Origin of the sequence: Lysobacter sp. K5869 (assembly GCF_018847975.1) — a bacterium.
In the GTDB taxonomy this organism is placed as follows: Bacteria; Pseudomonadota; Gammaproteobacteria; order Xanthomonadales; family Xanthomonadaceae; genus Lysobacter.
The window spans coordinates 3,249,753-3,268,009 of sequence record NZ_CP072597.1; the positions used below are offsets into that span (position 1 = coordinate 3,249,753).

General features: G+C 71.2%; 16 protein-coding genes and 1 tRNA gene. 13 read left to right on the top strand and 4 right to left on the bottom strand.

The window, feature by feature from the left end:
- Positions 1-306: 306 nt before the first annotated feature.
- Positions 307-1,212 carry a 4-hydroxy-tetrahydrodipicolinate synthase gene (gene dapA, locus J5226_RS14105; RefSeq protein ID WP_215835111.1) on the top strand — a complete coding sequence of 302 codons (906 nt, stop codon included), beginning with the start codon at positions 307-309 and terminating at the stop codon, positions 1,210-1,212.
- 19 nt (positions 1,213-1,231) lie between these two features.
- The gene (locus tag J5226_RS14110) at positions 1,232-1,756 is read left to right on the top strand and encodes a hypothetical protein (protein WP_215835112.1); all 525 of its coding nucleotides are present in this window, start codon (positions 1,232-1,234) and stop codon (positions 1,754-1,756) included.
- A gap of 166 nt (positions 1,757-1,922) precedes the next feature.
- Here the strand turns inward: J5226_RS14110 and J5226_RS14115 are convergent, their stop codons facing one another.
- The 3 genes from J5226_RS14115 to J5226_RS14125 form a co-directional block, all read right to left on the bottom strand.
- Entirely contained in the window at positions 1,923-2,552 is a 630-nt protein-coding gene (locus J5226_RS14115) for a hypothetical protein (protein ID WP_215835113.1), read from the bottom strand.
- Positions 2,553-2,679: 127 nt separating this feature from the next.
- Entirely contained in the window at positions 2,680-3,003 is a 324-nt protein-coding gene (gene fdxA, locus J5226_RS14120) for a ferredoxin FdxA (RefSeq protein WP_215835114.1), read from the bottom strand.
- Positions 3,004-3,307: 304 nt separating this feature from the next.
- Positions 3,308-3,383, bottom strand: a tRNA-Glu gene (locus J5226_RS14125).
- A gap of 161 nt (positions 3,384-3,544) precedes the next feature.
- Between J5226_RS14125 and pcnB the strand changes: the two genes are divergently transcribed.
- The 6 genes from pcnB (at position 3,545) to pgi (ending at position 9,895) form a co-directional block, all read left to right on the top strand.
- A complete protein-coding gene (gene pcnB, locus J5226_RS14130; RefSeq protein ID WP_215835115.1) occupies positions 3,545-4,909 on the top strand; it encodes a polynucleotide adenylyltransferase PcnB in 1,365 nt (454 codons plus the stop codon).
- Positions 4,910-5,081: 172 nt separating this feature from the next.
- A complete protein-coding gene (folK, locus tag J5226_RS14135) occupies positions 5,082-5,597 on the top strand; it encodes a 2-amino-4-hydroxy-6-hydroxymethyldihydropteridine diphosphokinase (RefSeq protein WP_215835116.1) in 516 nt (171 codons plus the stop codon).
- A gap of 401 nt (positions 5,598-5,998) precedes the next feature.
- The gene (gene panB, locus J5226_RS14140; protein ID WP_215835117.1) at positions 5,999-6,838 is read left to right on the top strand and encodes a 3-methyl-2-oxobutanoate hydroxymethyltransferase; all 840 of its coding nucleotides are present in this window, start codon (positions 5,999-6,001) and stop codon (positions 6,836-6,838) included.
- Positions 6,839-6,989: 151 nt separating this feature from the next.
- On the top strand, positions 6,990-7,841 hold the full coding sequence (gene panC / locus J5226_RS14145) for a pantoate--beta-alanine ligase (RefSeq protein WP_215835118.1): 852 nt from the start codon (positions 6,990-6,992) through the stop codon (positions 7,839-7,841).
- Between the two features lie 148 nt (positions 7,842-7,989).
- The gene (gene panD, locus J5226_RS14150) at positions 7,990-8,370 is read left to right on the top strand and encodes an aspartate 1-decarboxylase (protein WP_057948096.1); all 381 of its coding nucleotides are present in this window, start codon (positions 7,990-7,992) and stop codon (positions 8,368-8,370) included.
- A gap of 13 nt (positions 8,371-8,383) precedes the next feature.
- Positions 8,384-9,895: a glucose-6-phosphate isomerase gene (pgi, locus tag J5226_RS14155; RefSeq protein ID WP_215835119.1), complete on the top strand. Its 1,512-nt coding sequence runs from the start codon at positions 8,384-8,386 to the stop codon at positions 9,893-9,895.
- Positions 9,896-10,066: 171 nt separating this feature from the next.
- Here the strand turns inward: pgi and queG are convergent, their stop codons facing one another.
- Complete coding sequence (queG, locus tag J5226_RS14160) at positions 10,067-11,176, bottom strand: tRNA epoxyqueuosine(34) reductase QueG (RefSeq protein ID WP_215840428.1); 1,110 nt, start codon at positions 11,174-11,176, stop codon at positions 10,067-10,069.
- A gap of 34 nt (positions 11,177-11,210) precedes the next feature.
- Here queG and J5226_RS14165 point away from each other — a divergent pair, with 34 nt between their 5' ends.
- From J5226_RS14165 to J5226_RS14185, 5 genes are all read left to right on the top strand, one after another.
- Positions 11,211-12,734, top strand: coding sequence for an NAD(P)H-hydrate dehydratase (locus tag J5226_RS14165; RefSeq protein ID WP_215835120.1), 1,524 nt, complete (start codon positions 11,211-11,213; stop codon positions 12,732-12,734).
- Between the two features lie 8 nt (positions 12,735-12,742).
- Positions 12,743-13,267: a tRNA (adenosine(37)-N6)-threonylcarbamoyltransferase complex ATPase subunit type 1 TsaE gene (gene tsaE / locus J5226_RS14170; protein ID WP_215835121.1), complete on the top strand. Its 525-nt coding sequence runs from the start codon at positions 12,743-12,745 to the stop codon at positions 13,265-13,267.
- Positions 13,268-13,390: 123 nt separating this feature from the next.
- Positions 13,391-15,118, top strand: coding sequence for an N-acetylmuramoyl-L-alanine amidase (locus J5226_RS14175; protein WP_215840429.1), 1,728 nt, complete (start codon positions 13,391-13,393; stop codon positions 15,116-15,118).
- Positions 15,119-15,356: 238 nt separating this feature from the next.
- Positions 15,357-17,234 carry a DNA mismatch repair endonuclease MutL gene (gene mutL / locus J5226_RS14180; protein WP_215835122.1) on the top strand — a complete coding sequence of 626 codons (1,878 nt, stop codon included), beginning with the start codon at positions 15,357-15,359 and terminating at the stop codon, positions 17,232-17,234.
- A 26-nt stretch (positions 17,235-17,260) separates the two neighbouring features.
- Positions 17,261-18,250 (top strand): DUF1684 domain-containing protein, encoded by a 990-nt coding sequence (locus J5226_RS14185; protein ID WP_255322791.1) that lies wholly within the window; start codon positions 17,261-17,263, stop codon positions 18,248-18,250.
- The last annotated feature ends 7 nt before the right edge of the window (positions 18,251-18,257 follow it).

Below are 18,257 nucleotides of genomic sequence, written 5' to 3' on the forward strand. Positions count from 1 at the left end.
CGCCTGCAAGGGGAGCGATGTCGGCTCGGAGAATGAACGGCGGCCCGGACGCGGGCAGCGACTGCGGGTCAGCATACTTGCCCGCGCTTTCGCGCCGCAAGTAACATCGCCCGGTGTATGGCCGTCCGGCGGCACGGTTTCGCGCCCGCAGGCCCGGCTTTGCGCAATACGTTTCGCAGTTCGGCTTCGGGACCGCCCCGACCGCGCCCGCGCCGGCCCCGCCGCGCCGGGTCCGCTCGCGGTCCCCGGGCCGTCCCGTCCGCCCCCAGCGTCCGTCCGCGGCCGCCACCTCTGATAGGTTCCACCTTGCGACTTACCGGCAGCATCACCGCGCTGGCGACGCCGTTCACCGCGTCCGCCGAACTCGACCTGGACGCCTGGCGCTCGCTGTTGGCGAAACAGTTGGAGGGCGGCACCCTGGCGGTCGTGGTCGCGGGGTCCACCGGCGAGGCGGCGGCGCTGTACGACGCGGAATACGACGCGCTGCTGCGCGCGGCGGTGGAATTCGTCGCCGGGCGCATCCCGGTGCTGGCCGGCACCGGCCTGTCCAACACCGCCAAGACCATCGAACTGAACCGGCGCGTGGCCGCGCTCGGCGCCGACGCGGCGCTGGTGGTCGCGCCGCCGTACGTGCGCCCGACCCAGGCCGGCCTGCTCGCGCATTACCGCGCCATCGCCGACGACGGCGCGCTGCCGATCGTGCTCTACAACGTGCCCGGCCGCACCGGCTGCGACCTGCTGCCGGCCACCGTGGCCGAACTGGCCGCGCACGAGCGCATCGTCGGCATCAAGGAAGCGGTGTCCGATCCGCAGCGCATGAGCGAGCTGCTGGCGCTGAAGTCCGACGCCTTCGCCGTGCTCAGCGGCGACGATCCGACCGCCTGCCGGGCCATGCTCGCCGGCGCCGACGGCATCGTCTCGGTCGGTTCCAACGCGATGCCGGCGGCGTTCCGCCGTCTCGCCGACCTGTCCCGCGCCGGCAAGCGCGCCGAGGCCGAGGCCTGGGACGCGCGCCTGCGCCCGGCCTACGACTTCCTCGGCGTCGAGCCGAACCCGATCCCGGTCAAGGCGCTGCTGGCCGCGCAAGGCCTGGGCCACGGCCTGCGCCTGCCGTTGCAGTCGCTGTCGGCCGCGCACGCCGACGCGGCGCGCCAAACCGCGGCCCTCGCCGCCGAACTCGAACACCTGAGCCGCGCCGATCTCGCGGCCTGAACCCTTGCAGGAGATGCCCATGCGTTCCAACGTTTCCCTGTCCCGTGCGGTCGTCGCCGGTCTGCTCCTGGCGGTCGTCGCCACTTCGGGCTGCAGCTGGTTCCGCAAGGGCAACAAGCTCTATGCCGAAGCGCCGGAAAACCGTCCGCTGGAAGTGCCGCCGGACCTCGACCAGCCGCGCACCGACGGCGCCATGGCGATCCCGGGCGGCTCGGCCACGGCCTCGGCCAACCGTCCGACCCAGGCCCAGCCGGGCGCGCCGGCGTCCTCGGCGCTGGGCTTCACCGTCAGCGGCAACCGCGACGACGCCTTCAACAAGGTCGGCGAAGCGCTCGGCAAGACCGAGGGCCTGACCATCGCCAGCCGCGCCCAGCTGCTCGGCGCGTACGACGTGAACTACCAGAACGCCAACTTCCTGATCCGCGTCAGCGCGGTCGAGGCGGGCGCCTACGTGTCCGCGGTCGATCCGCGCGGCCTGCCGGCGTCGGGCGCGGGCCCGACCAAGCTGATCGCCGATCTGAAGGCGGCGCTGGGCGGACGTTGATCGTCCGGCTTCGGCCGAATGCGGAAACGGGCGCCCGAGGCGCCCGTTTTCGTTTGCGGGGTGGGTAGCGGGCCGAGTCGGAAATCGCCGGTTTTAAGGCCTTTTCGCGCAGCGCGCGGCGCGGTACGGCTGCAACGCGAGGCGCTGGGTCGCGCGCCGCTACGACTCAGCGCACCGCCAACCGGCTCATGCCTTCGTTCAACATCAGCCGCATCGCGCCCGCGCGCTGCGCCAACGGCTGTTCGCCCAGCGCATCGAGCAGCCAGGCGAAGGACTGGCAGCGCGCTTGCTTGGACGTCTCGTCGATGCCGTCGGCGTTGAGCCCGGCGCCGAAGCCGTCGTGCAGGATCATCGCCTTGGCCGCGGCCGACTTCAGCGATTGCTTGGCGCCGGCGGCGTCGTAAGGCTGGCGCGGGCTCTGCAGGCCGCTGGCGGCGATCTCGATCAGCGCGTTGCCGAAGCGCTGGTGGCTGTCGGGACTGAGCCGCTGCGCCGCCGCCATCAGCGCCTGCGCGCTGCGGTCGGCCTGCGGGTCGAACAGGGCGCACAAGGTGGCCGCATCGCTACGGTCGCGCGAGGCGCTGCGCAAGGCCTGGAACAGGCCGTCGATGCGATCGTCGGGCGCGCGCATCAAGGTGTCGTTGGCGCTGGCCATGATCGCGGCCGGGTCGAGCCGCGACAGGTCGAGTTGCGAGAGATCCAGCTGGGACAGATCGAAACCGCGGTGCTGGGCGCCGGTCGCGGCGGGAGTCAGACACAACGCGAGCAGCAGGCCGAACGGCAGGAGCTTGGACATGGCGGCGCGGCGATAGAGGACCGCGGCCAGTCTAGGCGCGCGCGGATGAACGCATCCGCGCCGAAAACCCGGGCGATTCAGCAGGTTGCGGAACTTTTTCGCGGCGCCGCGACGGGCGCCGGCGGACTCAGCGCTCGAGCAGGTCGATCTTGCCGGTCTTGCCTTCCCACTCCTTGGCGTCGGCGAGGCTGTCCTTGCGCGTGGTGATCACCGGCCAGGCCTTGGCGAGTTCGGCGTTGAGCGCGACGAAGGCTTCCTGCCCGGCGGGCACGTCGTCCTCGGGGTAGATCGCGTTGATCGGGCACTCCGGCTCGCACAGGGTGCAGTCGATGCACTCGTCCGGATCGATCACCAGGAAGTTCGGGCCTTCGTGGAAACAGTCCACCGGGCACACCTCCACACAGTCGGTGTACTTGCACTTGATGCAGTTCTCGGTGACGACGAAGGGCATGGCTGGGTCCTGTGAGTGTTTCCGGAGCGCGAGGATCGGGGCAGGCCGGGCGGGCGATAGTGTAGCCACTCGCGCCGCGCCGGCCCAAGGCCGCGCGCGGCGTCTTGCGCAAGCTGGGAGCTGGGTAACGTCGCGGACGGAACTGTTCGATGGCGCGGTTTTGCGCCGCCGGTCCGCCCGCGGCCGCGACCTGGCGCCGGTGGGGGGGCGGCGGGCGCGTTCGCAAGCCCGCCGGATGCGGCCTGCGTCGCTAAACGAAAAAGCCCGCGCGAGGCGGGCTTTTTCTGCGACGAGGTCGCTTGGATGGCGCTCCCTACGGGATTCGAACCCGTGTTTTAGCCTTGAGAGGGCCACGTCCTAGGCCTCTAGACGAAGGGAGCGTTGGTGCTTCCGGCCGGGGGCTCCGGCGACCGGAGGCTTCCTGGCGGACCGCCCAGTCTCTCAATCCTGTGCGGCCTGCTAGTATATGCGCCGCTGTGGCCTCCGGCAACGGCCCGACCCACGAATTTTCTTTCCAGATAAGGCGGCGCGTCCGCGTTCGATGCAAGCCGACAACTCTTCATCCTCTATTCCGACATCGCTGCGGGTGATCCCGCGCGATCAGCACAACGTCTCGCGCAAGGACATCAGCCCCAACGCGTTGCGCGTGCTGTACCGCCTGCGCGACAGCGGCTTCGGCGCCTATCTGGTCGGCGGCGCGGTGCGCGACATCCTGGTCGGCGGCCATCCCAAGGACTTCGACGTGGCCACCGACGCCACGCCCGAGCAGGTCAAGGGGCTGTTCCGCAATTGCCGTTTGATCGGCCGGCGTTTCCGTCTGGCCCACGTGGTCTACGGCCGCGAGATCATCGAGGTGGCGACGTTCCGCGCCAACAGCGACGACGGCAGCGGCGACCGCGAGACCGACGACGGCGGCCGGCTGCTGCGCGACAACGTCTACGGCACCATCGAAGACGACGCGGTGCGCCGCGACTTCACCGCCAACGCGCTGTATTACGCGGTCGAGGATTTCTCGGTGCGCGATTACGTCGGCGGCTTCGAGGACGTGCAGAACCGCTTGATGCGCCTGATCGGCGATCCGGAAACGCGTTATCGCGAAGACCCGGTGCGCATGCTGCGCGCGGTGCGTCTGGCGGCCAAGCTCGGGTTCGAGATCGAGCGCGGCACCGCCGAGCCGATTCCGCATCTGGCGCCGCTGCTGGCCGAAGCCGCGCCGGCGCGCTTGTTCGAGGAATGCCTCAAGCTGTTCCTGTCCGGCCATGCCGTGGAAAGCTTCCTCGGCCTGGAGCGCTACGGCCTGTTGCCGGCGCTGCTGCCGGAAAGCGCCGCGGCGCTGAAGTCCAACCGCAGCGGCGCGCTGCGGCGCATGGTGCTGGAAGGGCTCAAGGGCACCGACGCGCGCGTGGCCGCGGACGAGCCGGTGTCGCCGGCGTTCCTGTTCGCGCTGCTGCTGTGGCCGGCGTATTGCCGCGACCTCATGGGCCTGCAGGCGCAGGGCGTGCACACCGCCGAGGCGCAACGCCGCGCCGCCGACCGGGTCACCCTGCACCAGCTCGCGACCATCGCGCTGCCGCGCCGGTTCTCGCTGCCGATGCAGGAAATCTGGCTGCTGCAATCGCGTTTCCAGCAGCGCCAGCGCAAGCGCGTGTTCCGCCTGCTCTCGCATCCGCGCTTCCGCGCCGCGTTCGATTTCCTCACCCTGCGCACCGCCGCGTCGGACGAGCACGTCGGCGACGTCGAGTTCTGGCGCGAGGCGCAGCAGCATCCGAACGAGTTGCTGGCGCAGGCCGAAGCGCAGGCGCGCTCGGGCGAGGACGGCGGCGACGAGGAGGGCGGCGAGGGCCGCGCTCCGCGCAAGCGCCGCCGCCGCCGTCGCGGCGCGCCGGTCGGCAACGCGGCGGAGTAAACCGTCGCGGCGCATCGGCGGCGCGGGGCGTCGCCGGTTCGGCCGGTATAGGTGCGGTCGGCCTTTGTCGGCCGATCTTAGCCCGTAGCGGTTCCATCGATTTTCGCGTCGCCGTTCGCGAACCGTGCACCGACACGGCCGCGCCGGCCCGCAGTCCGTTCGCGTAGCGCCCATGACTTCGACCGTTTCCGCCTACATCGGCCTGGGCAGCAATCTCGGCGACAGCGCCGCGGTGCTGCGCGCGGCTCTGCGCGCGCTCGCCGGCTTGCCCGACTCGCGCCTGCTGCGCGCGTCCAGGCTGTATCGCACCGCGGCCTGGGGCCGCATCGATCAACCGGATTTCCTCAACGCCGTGGCCGTGCTGGAGACCGCGCTGCCGGCGCGCGAACTGCTCGCGGCGATGCTCGGCATCGAACGCGACGCCGGCCGCGCGCGCAGCGCCGACGGCAGCGACCGCTGGGGCCCGCGCACCTTGGACCTGGATTTGCTGTTGTACGGCGAGGCGGTGATCGCCGAAGCCGGCCTGCACGTGCCGCACCCGCATCTGCACGAGCGCGCGTTCGCGTTGGCGCCGTTGGTGGAGATCGCGCCGCAGGTGTCGATTCCCGGCGTCGGCCCGGCGCGCGAGGCGCTCGCGCGGATCGAGTTGGGCGGGATCGAGGCTTTGCCGGACGGCGAGGGCGGCTGAGCGCCCGCGTGGCTCCGGTCGCTCGCGGTAGGAGCTGCGTGAGCTGCGACCGCGACAACGCAACCACGGCGCGTTTTTCCTGCGCCCGCGAACGCAGCAGGCCGCGCCCTCGTCGAGCGTTGGAAAATTCAACGTCGAGTTGGCGGGAACGGACCCGTTAGGCGGGTTTCGCCGTAGCTGCATTGTCGCGGTCGCAGCTCACGCAGCTCCTACAAGGGGCCACCGGTTCGCGCGGCGAACGGGGTTGACCGCTTCGGGCGATTCCGGCCCTCGCACGCGGCTGCGCGGTTGCCCGCGCGTGGCGGCCCGACAGCGTTGCGCGGGCAGGGGTCGCCTGGGGGCGGCAACCTGCTAAGTTAGGCGACCTCCCCATCACGTCCGTCGCCACCGGACTTCCGCCCATGTACACCTCGGCTCCGACCGATGCCTCGCCTTCCGAAAAGCGCAAGGCCTGGACCGTGCCCATGCTCGCCGACGCCAAGCGCGAAGGCCGCAAGCTGGTCATGCTGACCGCCTACGACGCCAGTTTCGCCCGCACCATGGACGCCGTCGGCACCGATCTGGTCCTGGTCGGCGACTCGCTGGGCATGGTCTCCCAGGGCCACAACAGCACCTTGCCGGTGACCGTGGCCGATATGGCCTACCACACCGCCAGCGTCGCCCGCGGCCTGTCCAAGGCCTTGCTGATCGCCGACTTGCCGTTCGCCTCCGACGCGACGCCCGAGCGCGCGCTCGACGCCGCCGTGGCGCTGCTGCGCGCGGGCGCGGCGATGGTCAAGATCGAAGGCGCCGGGCACAAGCTCGAGGTGATCCGTTTTCTGGTCGAACGCGAAATCCCGGTCTGCGCCCACCTCGGCCTGACCCCGCAGTCGGTGCTGCGCCTGGGCGGCTACAAGCTGCAAGGGCGCGACGACGCCACCGCGGCCAAGCTGCGCGCAGATGCGCGCGCGGTGGCCGAGGCCGGCGCCGCGCTGCTGGTGCTGGAGTGCGTGCCGACCGGGCTGGCTCAGGCGATCAGCGGCGACCTCGCCATCCCGACCATCGGCATCGGCGCCGGCCCGCACTGCGACGGGCAGGTGCTGGTGCTGCACGACCTGCTCGGGGTCAACTCCGGGCACCGCCGGCCCAAGTTCGTCAAGGACTTCCTGGCCGAAGGCGGCTCGGTTGCCGGCGCTTTCGCCGCGTACGCACAGGCCGTGCGCGACGGCAGCTTCCCCGACGCGGCGCATTCCTACGACTGAACGCGCCCGCGCGGCAGCGGCGCCCTGAACGTCCGGAATCTGGATATTCAGGGCCGCCGGCCCCAGATCCGCCCCGTTCCCGCTTTCCAGCCGGCGCCGCGCGCGCCGGTCCGTCGCGCATGGACCGCGCCGTCACTCATCGAGTTACCGCATGCTGACCGTCGATCAACTGGGCGCCCTGCGTTCCACCCTGCAGGCCTGGCGCGCGTCCGGCCACAGCGTCGCCTTCGTCCCGACCATGGGCAACCTGCACGAGGGCCACCACTCGCTGATCCGTCTGGCGCGCGAGCGCGCCGACCGGGTGGTGGCGAGCGTGTTCGTCAACCCGACCCAGTTCGGCCCCAACGAAGACTTCGGCCGCTACCCGCGCACTCCCGAAGCCGACGCCGAAGGCCTGCGCGCGGCCGGCTGCGACCTGCTGTGGCGCCCGTCGGTCGACACCATGTACCCGTACGGCGCCGAGCGCACCGTGCGCATCGTCGTGCCGGGCGTGACCGAAACCCTGGAGGGCGCGCACCGCCCGGGCCATTTCGACGGCGTCGCCACCGTGGTCGCGCGCCTGTTCAATCAGGTGCGTCCGGATGTGGCGGTGTTCGGCCGCAAGGACTACCAGCAGCTCGCGGTGATCCGCTACATGGTCCGCGACCTGGCCTTCCCGATCGAACTGGTCGCCGCGCCGACCCGGCGCGAGGCCGACGGTCTGGCGATGAGCTCGCGCAACCAATACCTGTCCGAAACCGAACGCCCGCGCGCCGCCGAGATCCACCGCACCCTGCAATGGATGCGCGAAGCCGCACAGGCCGGGCAGGGGCGCGAGACGGTCGAAACCGAGGCCGCCCGACGCCTGGGCGAGGCCGGGTTCGAGGTCGATTACGCGGCCCTGCGCCGCCCGGACCTGACCCTGCCCGAGACGGGCGAGGCCGGCGACGGCGAGCGGGTGGCCCTGATCGCCGCCCGCCTGGGCCGCACGCGTCTCATCGACAACCTGGAATTCACCGCCTGAACAGGGCGGCGGTGCGGCTGCGGGCCGGAACCGAGCGGAAAAGCAGTGTTCCGGCCGAACCTCTCCGGCACCATGTTGCAGCGCGCCATGCGCTGCTAGACTTCAAACCCTTCGCGCCCGCGCCTCCGCGGGCCCACGAGTGACCGACATGCAACTGAATCTGCTCAAGGCCAAGATCCACCGTGCCACCGTCACCCACGCCGAGCTGCATTACGAAGGCTCCTGCGCGATCGACGGCCGCCTGCTCGACATCTCGGGCATCCGCGAGTACGAGATGGTGCACATCTACAACATCAACAGCGGCCACCGCTTCTCCACCTACGCCATCCGCGGCGAAGAGGGCAGCGGGGTGATCTCGGTCAACGGCGCGGCCGCGCACAAGGCCCAGCCCGGCGATCTGGTGATCATCTGCGCCTACGGCATCTGCGACGAGGCCGAAGCGGCCAAGTACAAGCCGACCCTGGTCTACGTGGACCGCGACAACCAGCTCACCCACACCAACCATTCGATGCCGGCCCAGGCCGCCTGAGACCCGACGCACGATGAGCGACGACTCCCGACTCCACGAGCTGCGCGCCGAGGTCGGGCGCGTCGCTGCCACGCCGCTGTCCCAGCTGATCGCCGCCGACCCCGCCCGGGCCGGCGACTTCGCCCTCAAGGTTGGCCCGGTCTACGCCAGCTTCGCCCGCCAGGGCTACGACCGCGACGCGCTGGCCTGGCTGTTCCGCGCCGCCGAGGCGGCCGGCAGCCGCGAGCGCCTGCAGGCGCTGTTCGACGGCCAGACCGTCAACGTCACCGAAGGCCGTCCGGCGCTGCACACCGCGCTGCGCGGCGATTTCTCCCACGCGCCGATCGCCCACGACGCGCACCGTCAGGCGCTCAAGGCGCGCGCGCAGATGCGCGCGACGATCGAGCAGCTGGCGGCGAGCGAAGTCACCGACATCGTCAGCGTCGGCATCGGCGGTTCCGATCTCGGCCCGCGGCTCGCGGTCGATGCGTTGAGCGGACCGAAGCCGGGCCGCTTCCGCGTCCACTTCCTGTCCAACGTCGACGGCCACGCGGCCCAGCGCACGCTGGCGGGGCTCGATCCCCAGCGCACCGCGGCGCTGCTGATCTCCAAGACCTTCAGCACCCAGGAAACGCTGCTCAACGGCGGCATCCTGCGCGACTGGCTCGGCGACGATTCGCGCCTGTACGCGATCAGCGCCAACGTCGAACGCCCGGCGCAGGCCTTCAACATTCCGGCCGAGCGCATCCTGCCGATGTGGGACTGGGTCGGCGGCCGCTATTCGCTGTGGTCGGCGGTGGGCTTGCCGATCGCGCTGGCGATCGGCATGGACGCGTTCGAGCAATTCCTCTCCGGCGCGGCGCAGATGGACGCGCACGTGCTGCAGACCGAACTGCTGCGCAACCTCGCCGCATGGCACGCGCTGACCTCGATCTGGAACCGCAACGGCCAGGGCTACGCGACTCAGGCGGTGCTGGCCTACGACGAACGCCTGAAGCTGCTGTCGAACTATCTGCAGCAGTTGGTGATGGAGAGCCTGGGCAAGTCGGTCAAGCTCGACGGCGCGCCGGTGCACGGCGACACCGTGCCGGTGTGGTGGGGCGGCGCGGGCACCGACACCCAGCACAGCTTCTTCCAGGCGCTGCACCAGGGCACGTCGATCGTTCCGGCCGACTTCATCGGCGTGGTCCGCAGCGACGCGCCGTACCCGCAGAACCATCGCGCCTTGCACGCCAACCTGCTGGCGCAGACCGAGGCCTTCGCCAACGGCCAGCGCAGCGACGACCCGCACCGCGCCTACGCCGGCGGCCGTCCGAGCACGACGATCCTGCTCGACGCGCTGACCCCTGCCTCGCTCGGCGCGCTGCTGTCGATGTACGAGCACAGCGTGTATCTGCAGTCGGTGTTCTGGGGCATCAACGCGTTCGACCAGTTCGGCGTCGAGCTCGGCAAGCAGGTCGCCAGCAAGCTGCTGCCGGCGCTGGCCGGCGAGGTCGAGGCGGACGATCCGGTGACGCGCGAGTTGTTGGCGCGGTTGCGCGGATAAGCCGTCGCGATACGCATCCACGAACGGCGCCTCGGCGCCGTTCGTCGTTTTGGGCCTAGGTAATGCTGGGTCTGCTCCCTGTAGGAGCGGCGCGAGCCGCGACTGCGACAACGCAACTACGCCGCAAGGTCCGTCATGGTTGCGTTGCCGCAGTCGCGGCTCACGCCGCTCCTACAGGGCGGCTTCGTGCTTCGCGAGCGCCCATTGGACGTGTTCGCGCACCAATTCGCTCGGATGCTCCCGGCGCGAACGCAAGGCCGCGATCGTCTCGGGCGTTGTCGGCGCATTGCCCAGCGCCACCGCGATATTGCGCAACCACCGCTCGTGCCCGCTGCGGCGGATCGCCGAGCCTTCGGTGCGGCGCAGGAATTCGTCCTCTTCCCACGCGAACAGCTGCGCCAGCGTCGCCCGGTCCAGATCGTTGCGCGCGCGGAAATCCGGCTCGTCGCTGCGCCGGGCGAACTTGTTCCAAGGGCACACCAACTGGCAGTCGTCGCAGCCGAAGATGCGGTTGCCGATGGGCTCGCGCAGTTCCAGCGGAATCGCGCCCTCGTGTTCGATGGTGAGGTACGCGATGCAGCGCCGCGCATCCAGCCGGTGCGGCGCGACGATGGCCTGAGTCGGGCAGATGTCGATGCAGCGCACGCAGGTGCCGCAGTGCGCGCTGGCCGGCGCGTCCACCGGCAGCGGCAGGTCGACGTAGATCTCGCCGAGGAAGAACCACGAGCCGCCGTCCTTGTCGATCAGGCAGGTGTGCTTGCCGATCCAGCCGAGCCCGGCGTTGCGCGCCAGCGCGCGTTCGAGCACCGGCGCGGAATCGACGAACACGCGGTGGCCGAACGACCCCACCAGTTCGGCCAGCCGCTCGGCCAGCCGTTGCAGACGCTGGCGCATGAGCTTGTGGTAGTCGCGGCCGAGCGCGTAGCGGGCGACGTAGGCGCGCTCGCCGTCGGCCAGCGTGGCCCAGGCGTCGTCGTCGTCGCGGCGGCCGTAGTCGAGCCCGACCGAAATCACCCGCACCGTGCCCGGCAGCAACTGCGCCGGGCGCGCGCGCAATTCGCCGTGGCGCGCCATCCAGTCCATCGAGCCGTGCAGGCCGCGTTCCAGCCAATCCAGCAAATACGCCTCGTCCTGGCCGAGCTCGACGCCGCTGATGCCGCAGCGCTGGAAGCCGAATTCGCCCGCCAGCTCGCGGATGCGCCGCGCCAGCGCCGAATAGTCGGGCGCGGGCCGGCCGGCGGGATCGCCGGGCGCGTCGGAGGAACTGGGGCTGGCGTCGATCTGGCTCACGATGCGCTAAGTATAGAATCCAGGCATGTCCCGGTCCTCCGAAATCGCCGGCATCGCGGCCCGCGCCGCCGAAACGCCGCTGTACGACGCCGCCGCGCTGCGCTGGATCGAGCGCGCGGCGGCCGACGAACTCGGCGATGCCTTCGAGCTGATGCGCCGCGCCGGCGAGGCCGCGTGGCGCGAATGGCTGGATCGCTGGACCCAGGCCTATTCGCTGCTGGTGGTCTGCGGCCCCGGCAACAACGGCGGCGACGGCTACGTGATGGCGACCCACGCGCTACGCAACGGCCGGCGAGCGACGGTCGTGCGCTTGCGCGAACACGCGCCGCGCGGCGAACTCGCGCAACGCGCGGCGGCCGAATACGCCGAAGCCGGCGGCGCGGCGATCGAATTCGACGGTACGCTGCCTGAGGCCGACGCCATCGTCGACGCCTTGTTCGGCATCGGCTTGTCGCGCGCGCCGGACGCCGCGGCGAGCGCGCTGATCGAGGCGATCAACGCGCACGGCGCACCGGTGTTCGCGCTCGACGCGCCCAGCGGCGTGGATGCCGACCGCGGCGCGGTGGCGGGCGCGGCGGTGGTCGCCGAGCGCACCCTTGAATTCATCGCGCGCAAGCACGGGTTGCGCACCGGTGCGGCGCTGGACTACACCGGCGAGTTCGCGCTCGCGGACTTGGGCTTGCGCGTGCCGCAGTACGGCGCGTATCCGGTCGCCGAATGGCTGCGCGAACCGGATTTGAACCGCTGGCTGCGCCCGCGCCGGCGCGACAGCCACAAAGGCCGCAACGGCCGCGTGCTGTGCATCGGCGGCGATCACGGCCACGGCGGCGCGCTGATGCTGTGCGCGCAGGCCGCGCTGCGCAGCGGCGCGGGGCTGGTCGATGCCGCGACCCGCGCCGATCACGTCGCGCCGTTGCTGGCGCGCTTGCCCGAAGCGATGCCGCGCGCGGTCGAATCCAGCGAAGACGCGCGCGCCGCGCTGGACGCGGCCGACGTGATCGCCATCGGCCCGGGCCTGGGCACGCAAGAGTGGGGCGCGCACTTGTTCGTAGCGGCGCTCGCCAGCGGAAAACCGCTGCTGCTCGACGCCGACGCGCTGAATCTGCTCGCCGCGCAACCGCGCGCGTTGCCGGCCGATTGCATCCTCACCCCGCACCCGGGCGAAGCCGCGCGCCTGCTCGGCAGCGACACCGCGCGCGTGCAGGCCGACCGCTTTGCTGCGGTGCGCGCGTTGAGCGAACGCTATCGCTGCGCGGTGGTGTTGAAGGGCGCGGGCAGCTTGGTGCATGCGCCGGGGCAGGGCGTGCGCGTGATCGGCGCCGGCAATCCGGGCATGGCCGTCGGCGGCATGGGCGATGTGCTCAGCGGCGTAATCGCGGCTTTGCGCGCGCAAGGTTTGGACGCGTTCGACGCGGCCGGTTGCGGCGCGTTGCTGCATTCGGTCGCGGGCGATCATGCCGCGCGCGACGGCGGCGAACGCGGCCTGTTGCCGAGCGACCTGATGCCGTGGCTGCGCCGCTGCGCCAATCCGCGCGCGGATGAGCGATGATGCGCGCGATGACTTCCGCACCGGCTTCCGAACTCGCTTTGCATCTGGCCGACGCCGACGCCACCGACGCGCTCGGCGCCGCGCTCGCGTCCGCGCGCGCGCGCCTGCCGGCAGACGCGCCCGCGTTGCACGTGCACCTGCACGGCGATCTGGGCGCCGGCAAATCCACCTTGGCGCGCGCGTTGCTGCGCGCGCTCGGCGTGCAAGGCGCGATCCGCAGCCCGACCTACACCTTGGTCGAGCGTTACCCGCTGTCCGACGGCGGCGAAGCCTGGCATCTGGACCTGTACCGGATCGGCGACGCCGGCGAACTCGAATTTCTCGGCCTGGACGGCGGCGAGGCCACGCTGTGGCTGATCGAGTGGCCCGAACGCGGCCGCGGCTGGCTGCCGCCGGCCGATCTGCGCATCGATCTGGCCGTGGACGGCGATGGGCGCGGCGTCCGGCTGGCCGCGGCCAGCGTCGGGGGGCGGGCCTGGCTGGCGGCGCTGGCGGCGGCGACGGGAACTGAGCCGCTTGCGGCCGACTCCTGAACGATTCCCTAGGAAGTAGCGGCAGGTACCGGATTTGCAAGGAAAAAATACTTGCAATTCCACGATCCCGGTGCTTGACTTACGCCCATGCGAGTCAAAGGGGCCACCGTTCAGAAAGTCCTGATGGGCCTGGCGCTGCTGGCGGCGCTGGCCTGGAATCTCGCGCATGCCAGCGAAATCAAAGGCTTGGAACTGCGCAACGGCGCCACCGGCACCCGCGCCGAAATCGTCCTCGACGGCGCCGGCCAGTACAAAGTCATCAGCCTCAAAGGCCCCGACCGCCTCGTGGTCGATCTGCCGGCCTCGCGCCTGGGCAAGGGCGTCAAGCTTCCCGCCGGTTCCGGCCTGGTCAAATCCGTGCGCAGCGGCGAGCCGCAGCCCGGCACCGCGCGCATCGTGTTCGATCTGGCCCAGCCGGTGTCGGTGCTCAAGCCGCGCATCGAGCAGGGGCCGGGCGGTCCGCGCCTGATCCTGGAATGGCCGGGCGACGGCAGCGAGCCCGCGGCCGCGGTCGCCGCCGCACCGAAGGCGGCCGAGCCCAAGCCGTCCGAACCCAAGACCGTCGAGCCCAAGTCCGTCGAATCCAGGCCGGCGGTCGCCGAGCCGGCGACCGGCTTCGCCTCCGTGCCGGCGCCGAACGCGCCGAACGCCGCGGCCGAACCGGCCGATCCGGCGCTCGCCTCCAACGCCGCCACCAGCAAGCTCATTTCCGAACTCGCCGCGCGCGGCGCGGGCGCGCATGCCGCGCCGACCGGCCAGCCGCCGGGCGCGCAGGCGCCGGCCGTGGCCGCCGCCGCGCCGCCGCCGGCCGCGCAGCAGGCCGTCAATCAAGCCGCCAATCAGGCCGTGTTCGAGCAGGCCGCGCAGGCGCCGGTGCCGACCACCGTCGCCACCGGCGTGCCGACCCGCATCGCCACGGGCGTGCCCACCCGCATCGCGACCGGCGTGCCGACGCCGATGCCGGGTTCGGCCGCCGCCAACGCTACTGCGACCGCCGCCGCCCCGAGCGCGCCGGCCGCCGCCGAACCGGCGCCGCCGGCCGGCGCGGTCAAGACGCTCAAGGACGTGATGCGCGGCCGCGGCATGCGCCCGCTGATCATCGCCATCGACCCGGGCCACGGCGGCCAGGATCCCGGCGCGATCGGCCAGGGCGGCAAGCGCGAGAAAGACGTGACCCTGGCCATCGGCCGCGAACTGGCGCGCCAGATCAACGCCACGCCGGGCCTGAAGGCCTACATGACCCGCGACACCGACGTGTTCATCCCGCTGCCGCGCCGCGCCCAGCTGGCGCGTCAGGCCAAGGCCGACATGTTCGTCTCGATCCACGCCGACGCCGCGGAAAACCGCAGCGCGCGCGGCTCCTCGGTGTACGTGCTCTCGCTCAAGGGCGCGACCTCGCAGCGCGCGCGCTGGCTGGCGGACAAGGAAAACGCCTCCGACCTGATCGGCGGCGTGCGCTTGCAGCAGACCGACAACACCTTGGCCTCGGTGCTGCTCGACCTGACCCAGAGCGGCCACATGAAGGCGTCCGAAGACGCCGCCGCGCACGTGCTCGAAGGCCTGCGCGACGTCGGCAACAACCACAAGCCGCACGTGGAGAAGGCCAACTTCGCGGTTCTGCGCACCTCGGACATGCCGGCGATGCTGGTGGAGACCAACTTCATCTCCAACCCGGACGAAGAGCGCCGCCTGACCGATCCGGGCCACCAGCGCGCGCTGGCGCGCGCGGTGCTCGGCGGGATCAACAACTACTTCACCCGCCAGCCGCCGCCGGGCTCGCTGTACGCCGCGCGCGCCGAAGCCCAGCAGGGCTCGCCGCCGCAGGGCGGCGGTTTTGGCGGCAGCCCCTAACTAGCGGCGCGCTCAGACAGCAGACTTCGACGGCCCCGGCGATCCCGGGGCCGCTTTCGTTCGGGCTACTTTGGTCCGGCTGTTTTCCTTCGGGCCGCCGTCCTTGCTGCCGGAACCATCGCAGCCTCGCCGCCGGCGCAACGCTGAGAGCGCAGGATGCGGATCGCGGAGCCGCGGCGGCAGCGGCTATCATCGATTCCCAATCCCCCGCGGTGCCTGCGCGCACCGGAACGCCGCCGTGACCATCCGCCAGCTCCCCGACACCCTCATCAACCAGATCGCCGCCGGCGAAGTGGTCGAACGGCCCGCGTCCGTGGTCAAGGAATTGGTCGAAAACGCGCTCGACGCCGGCGCGCGCCGGGTCGATATCGATCTGGAAGAAGGCGGCGTGCGCCTGATCCGCATCCGCGACGACGGCAAGGGCATCGCCGCCGACGAACTGCCGCTGGCGGTGTCGCGCCACGCCACCAGCAAGATCGCTTCGCTCGACGATCTGGAAGGCGTCACCACGCTCGGCTTCCGCGGCGAAGCGCTGCCGTCGATCGCCTCGGTCAGCCGCTTCTCGCTGTCCTCGCGCCGCATCGGCGAAGACCGCGGCGCGGTGCTGGAAATCGACGGCGGCCGGGTCGGCGAGATCGCGCCCAAGCCGCATCCGCAAGGCACCACGGTCGAAGTGCGCGACCTGTTCTTCAACGTGCCGGCGCGGCGCAAATTCCTCAAGGCCGAGCGCACCGAACTCGGCCACATCGAAGAATGGCTGCGCCAGCTCGCGTTGGCGCGGCCGGATGTCGAACTGCGCGTCTCGCACAACGGCAAGCCGACCCGGCGCTGGAAAGGCGAGGGCGATCTGGTCGACATCGGTCTGTCGGACGTGCGCATCGGCGAAGCGCTGGGCGAGGAGTTCGCCCGCAACGCGCTGCGCGTGGACCACAGCGGCGCGGGCCTGCGCCTGCACGGCTGGATCGCGCAGCCGTCGTACAACCGCGCCAGCGCCGATCAGCAATACCTCTACGTCAACGGCCGCGCGGTGCGCGACCGCAGCGTCGCGCATGCGGTGAAGCAGGCGTATTCGGACGTGCTGTTCCATGGCCGGCAGCCGGCGTACGTGCTGTTCCTGGAACTCGATCCGCGCCGGGTCGACGTCAACGTGCACCCGGCCAAGCACGAGGTGCGCTTCCGCGACGCGCGGCTGATCCACGACTTCGTCTATCGCACGCTCAACGACGCGCTGGCCGAAACCCGCGCCGGCAGCTTGCCGTCGGCGCAGACCGGCGAGTTCGGCGCCGGCGGTCATCCGGCCGCGCAGGGCGAATCGGCCGGCGCCGCCGCGGCGCCGTCGCAGGCGACGATGTATCAGTACCGTCCGACCGCGCCGCTGGCGTTTCGCGTGCAGGAGACGCAGGCCGGTTACGCCGCGCTTTACGGCAGCCACAACGGCGGCGCTGCTTCGGGCGGTTTCGCGTCGGGCGGCGGCAGCGCCTATGCCGCGCCGTCGTCGGCGCCCGCGCTGCCGCACAGCGACGACGACAGCTTGCCGCCGCTGGGCTACGCCATCGCCCAGTTGCACGGCATCTACGTGCTGGCCGAGACCGCCGAAGGCCTGATCGTGGTCGACATGCACGCCGCGCACGAGCGCATCGGCTACGAAAAGCTCAAATCCGCCCACGACGGCGAAGGCCTGCGCACCCAGCCGCTGCTGGTGCCGGCGACCTTGGCGGTGTCCGAGCGCGAAGCCGAAGTCGCCGAGCGCGAAGAGGCGACGTTGATCGCGTTGGGCTTCGAGGTCACCCGCGCCGGCCCGCAGTCGCTGACCTTGCGCGCGGTGCCGGCGCTGCTCGCCCACGGCGACGTCGAGGCGCTGCTGCGCGACGTGCTGGCCGATCTGCGCGAACACGGCGAATCGCGCCGGGTCGGCGCGGCCCGCGACGAGTTGCTGGCGACCATGGCCTGCCACGGCGCGGTGCGCGCGAATCGCCGTCTCACTTTGCCCGAAATGAACGCCTTGCTGCGCGAAATGGAGGCGACCGAACGCTCCGGGCAATGCAATCATGGGCGCCCGACCTGGGCCCGCTTCACCCTGTCGGAAATCGACCGCTGGTTCTTGCGAGGGCGCTGATGACCGCCGCTGTCCGTTCGCCTGCCGTGACCGTTCCGCCCGTCGCGTTCCCGTGGCGCGGGCTGCTGTGCGCGGCGCTGCTGCTGCCGGCGCTGGCCGCCTGCGATTCGCCCGAACAAAAGGCGCAGCGCGCCAAGGAAGCCGAGCGCGTCGCCCACGCCGGCGAGGATTTCAAGCGCGATCAGCAGTTGTGGCGCGAGCAGCGCAGCGCCGAACTGCTCAAGCCCGACGGCTGGACCAGCCTGGTCGGGCTGCATCCGATCGAGGCCGGCTCGCATTACTTCGGCAGCGATTCGGACAACGGCATCCGCCTGAGCGTCGGTCCCGGCCATCTGGGGTTGCTGAGTCTGGACAAGGGCCGGCTGCGCTTCGTGCCCGAGCGCGGGCTGGCGCTGACCCTCAACGAACAACCGCTCAAGGGCGCGGCGGTGCTGCTGGCCGACGATTCGCCGGCCGGCCCGACCCGGATCGGCTTCGACGAGGGCAAGGGCGTGCTGACCGCGATCAAGCGCGGCGGCAATCTGTACTTGCGCGTGCGCCACGCCGACGCGCCCAGCCGCACCGGCTTCGGCGGGATCGACTACTGGCCGGTGCAGCAGGATTGGAAGCTCAGCGCCAAGTTCGTCGCCCATCCGGCCGGGCAGACCATCGAGGTCGCCAACATCATCGGCGTGATCGAACCCACGCCGAACCCCGGCGCGGTCGAGTTCGAGCGCGACGGCCGCACCTATCGCATCGAAGCGCTGGACCAGGGCGGCGAAGAACTGATGCTGGTGTTCGCCGACCGCACCAGCGGCCACGGCAGCTACAGCGCCGGACGTTTCCTCGACGTGGCGCGGCCGAATCTGCAGGGCAAGGTGACGGTCGATTTCAACAAGGCCTACAACCCGCCGTGCGCGTTCACCCCGTTCGCGACCTGCCCGCTGCCGCCGGAGGGGAACCGGCTGGATCTGGAGATCACGGCGGGGGAGAAGGCTTACAAGGCTGCGGAGAAGGCGGCGGCGACGGCTTCCTGAGGGGGCT

Coding starts and splice junctions, on each gene's coding strand:
- J5226_RS14165 (WP_215835120.1), top strand. CDS start 11,211: ATGTCCCGGTCCTCCGAAATCGCCGGCATCGCGGCCCGCGCCGCCGAA.
- folK (WP_215835116.1), top strand. CDS start 5,082: ATGACTTCGACCGTTTCCGCCTACATCGGCCTGGGCAGCAATCTCGGC.
- J5226_RS14175 (WP_215840429.1), top strand. CDS start 13,391: ATGGGCCTGGCGCTGCTGGCGGCGCTGGCCTGGAATCTCGCGCATGCC.
- panC (WP_215835118.1), top strand. CDS start 6,990: ATGCTGACCGTCGATCAACTGGGCGCCCTGCGTTCCACCCTGCAGGCC.
- panB (WP_215835117.1), top strand. CDS start 5,999: ATGTACACCTCGGCTCCGACCGATGCCTCGCCTTCCGAAAAGCGCAAG.
- pgi (WP_215835119.1), top strand. CDS start 8,384: ATGAGCGACGACTCCCGACTCCACGAGCTGCGCGCCGAGGTCGGGCGC.
- fdxA (WP_215835114.1), bottom strand. CDS start 3,003: ATGCCCTTCGTCGTCACCGAGAACTGCATCAAGTGCAAGTACACCGAC.
- J5226_RS14110 (WP_215835112.1), top strand. CDS start 1,232: ATGCGTTCCAACGTTTCCCTGTCCCGTGCGGTCGTCGCCGGTCTGCTC.
- J5226_RS14115 (WP_215835113.1), bottom strand. CDS start 2,552: ATGTCCAAGCTCCTGCCGTTCGGCCTGCTGCTCGCGTTGTGTCTGACT.
- tsaE (WP_215835121.1), top strand. CDS start 12,743: ATGACTTCCGCACCGGCTTCCGAACTCGCTTTGCATCTGGCCGACGCC.
- pcnB (WP_215835115.1), top strand. CDS start 3,545: ATGCAAGCCGACAACTCTTCATCCTCTATTCCGACATCGCTGCGGGTG.
- panD (WP_057948096.1), top strand. CDS start 7,990: ATGCAACTGAATCTGCTCAAGGCCAAGATCCACCGTGCCACCGTCACC.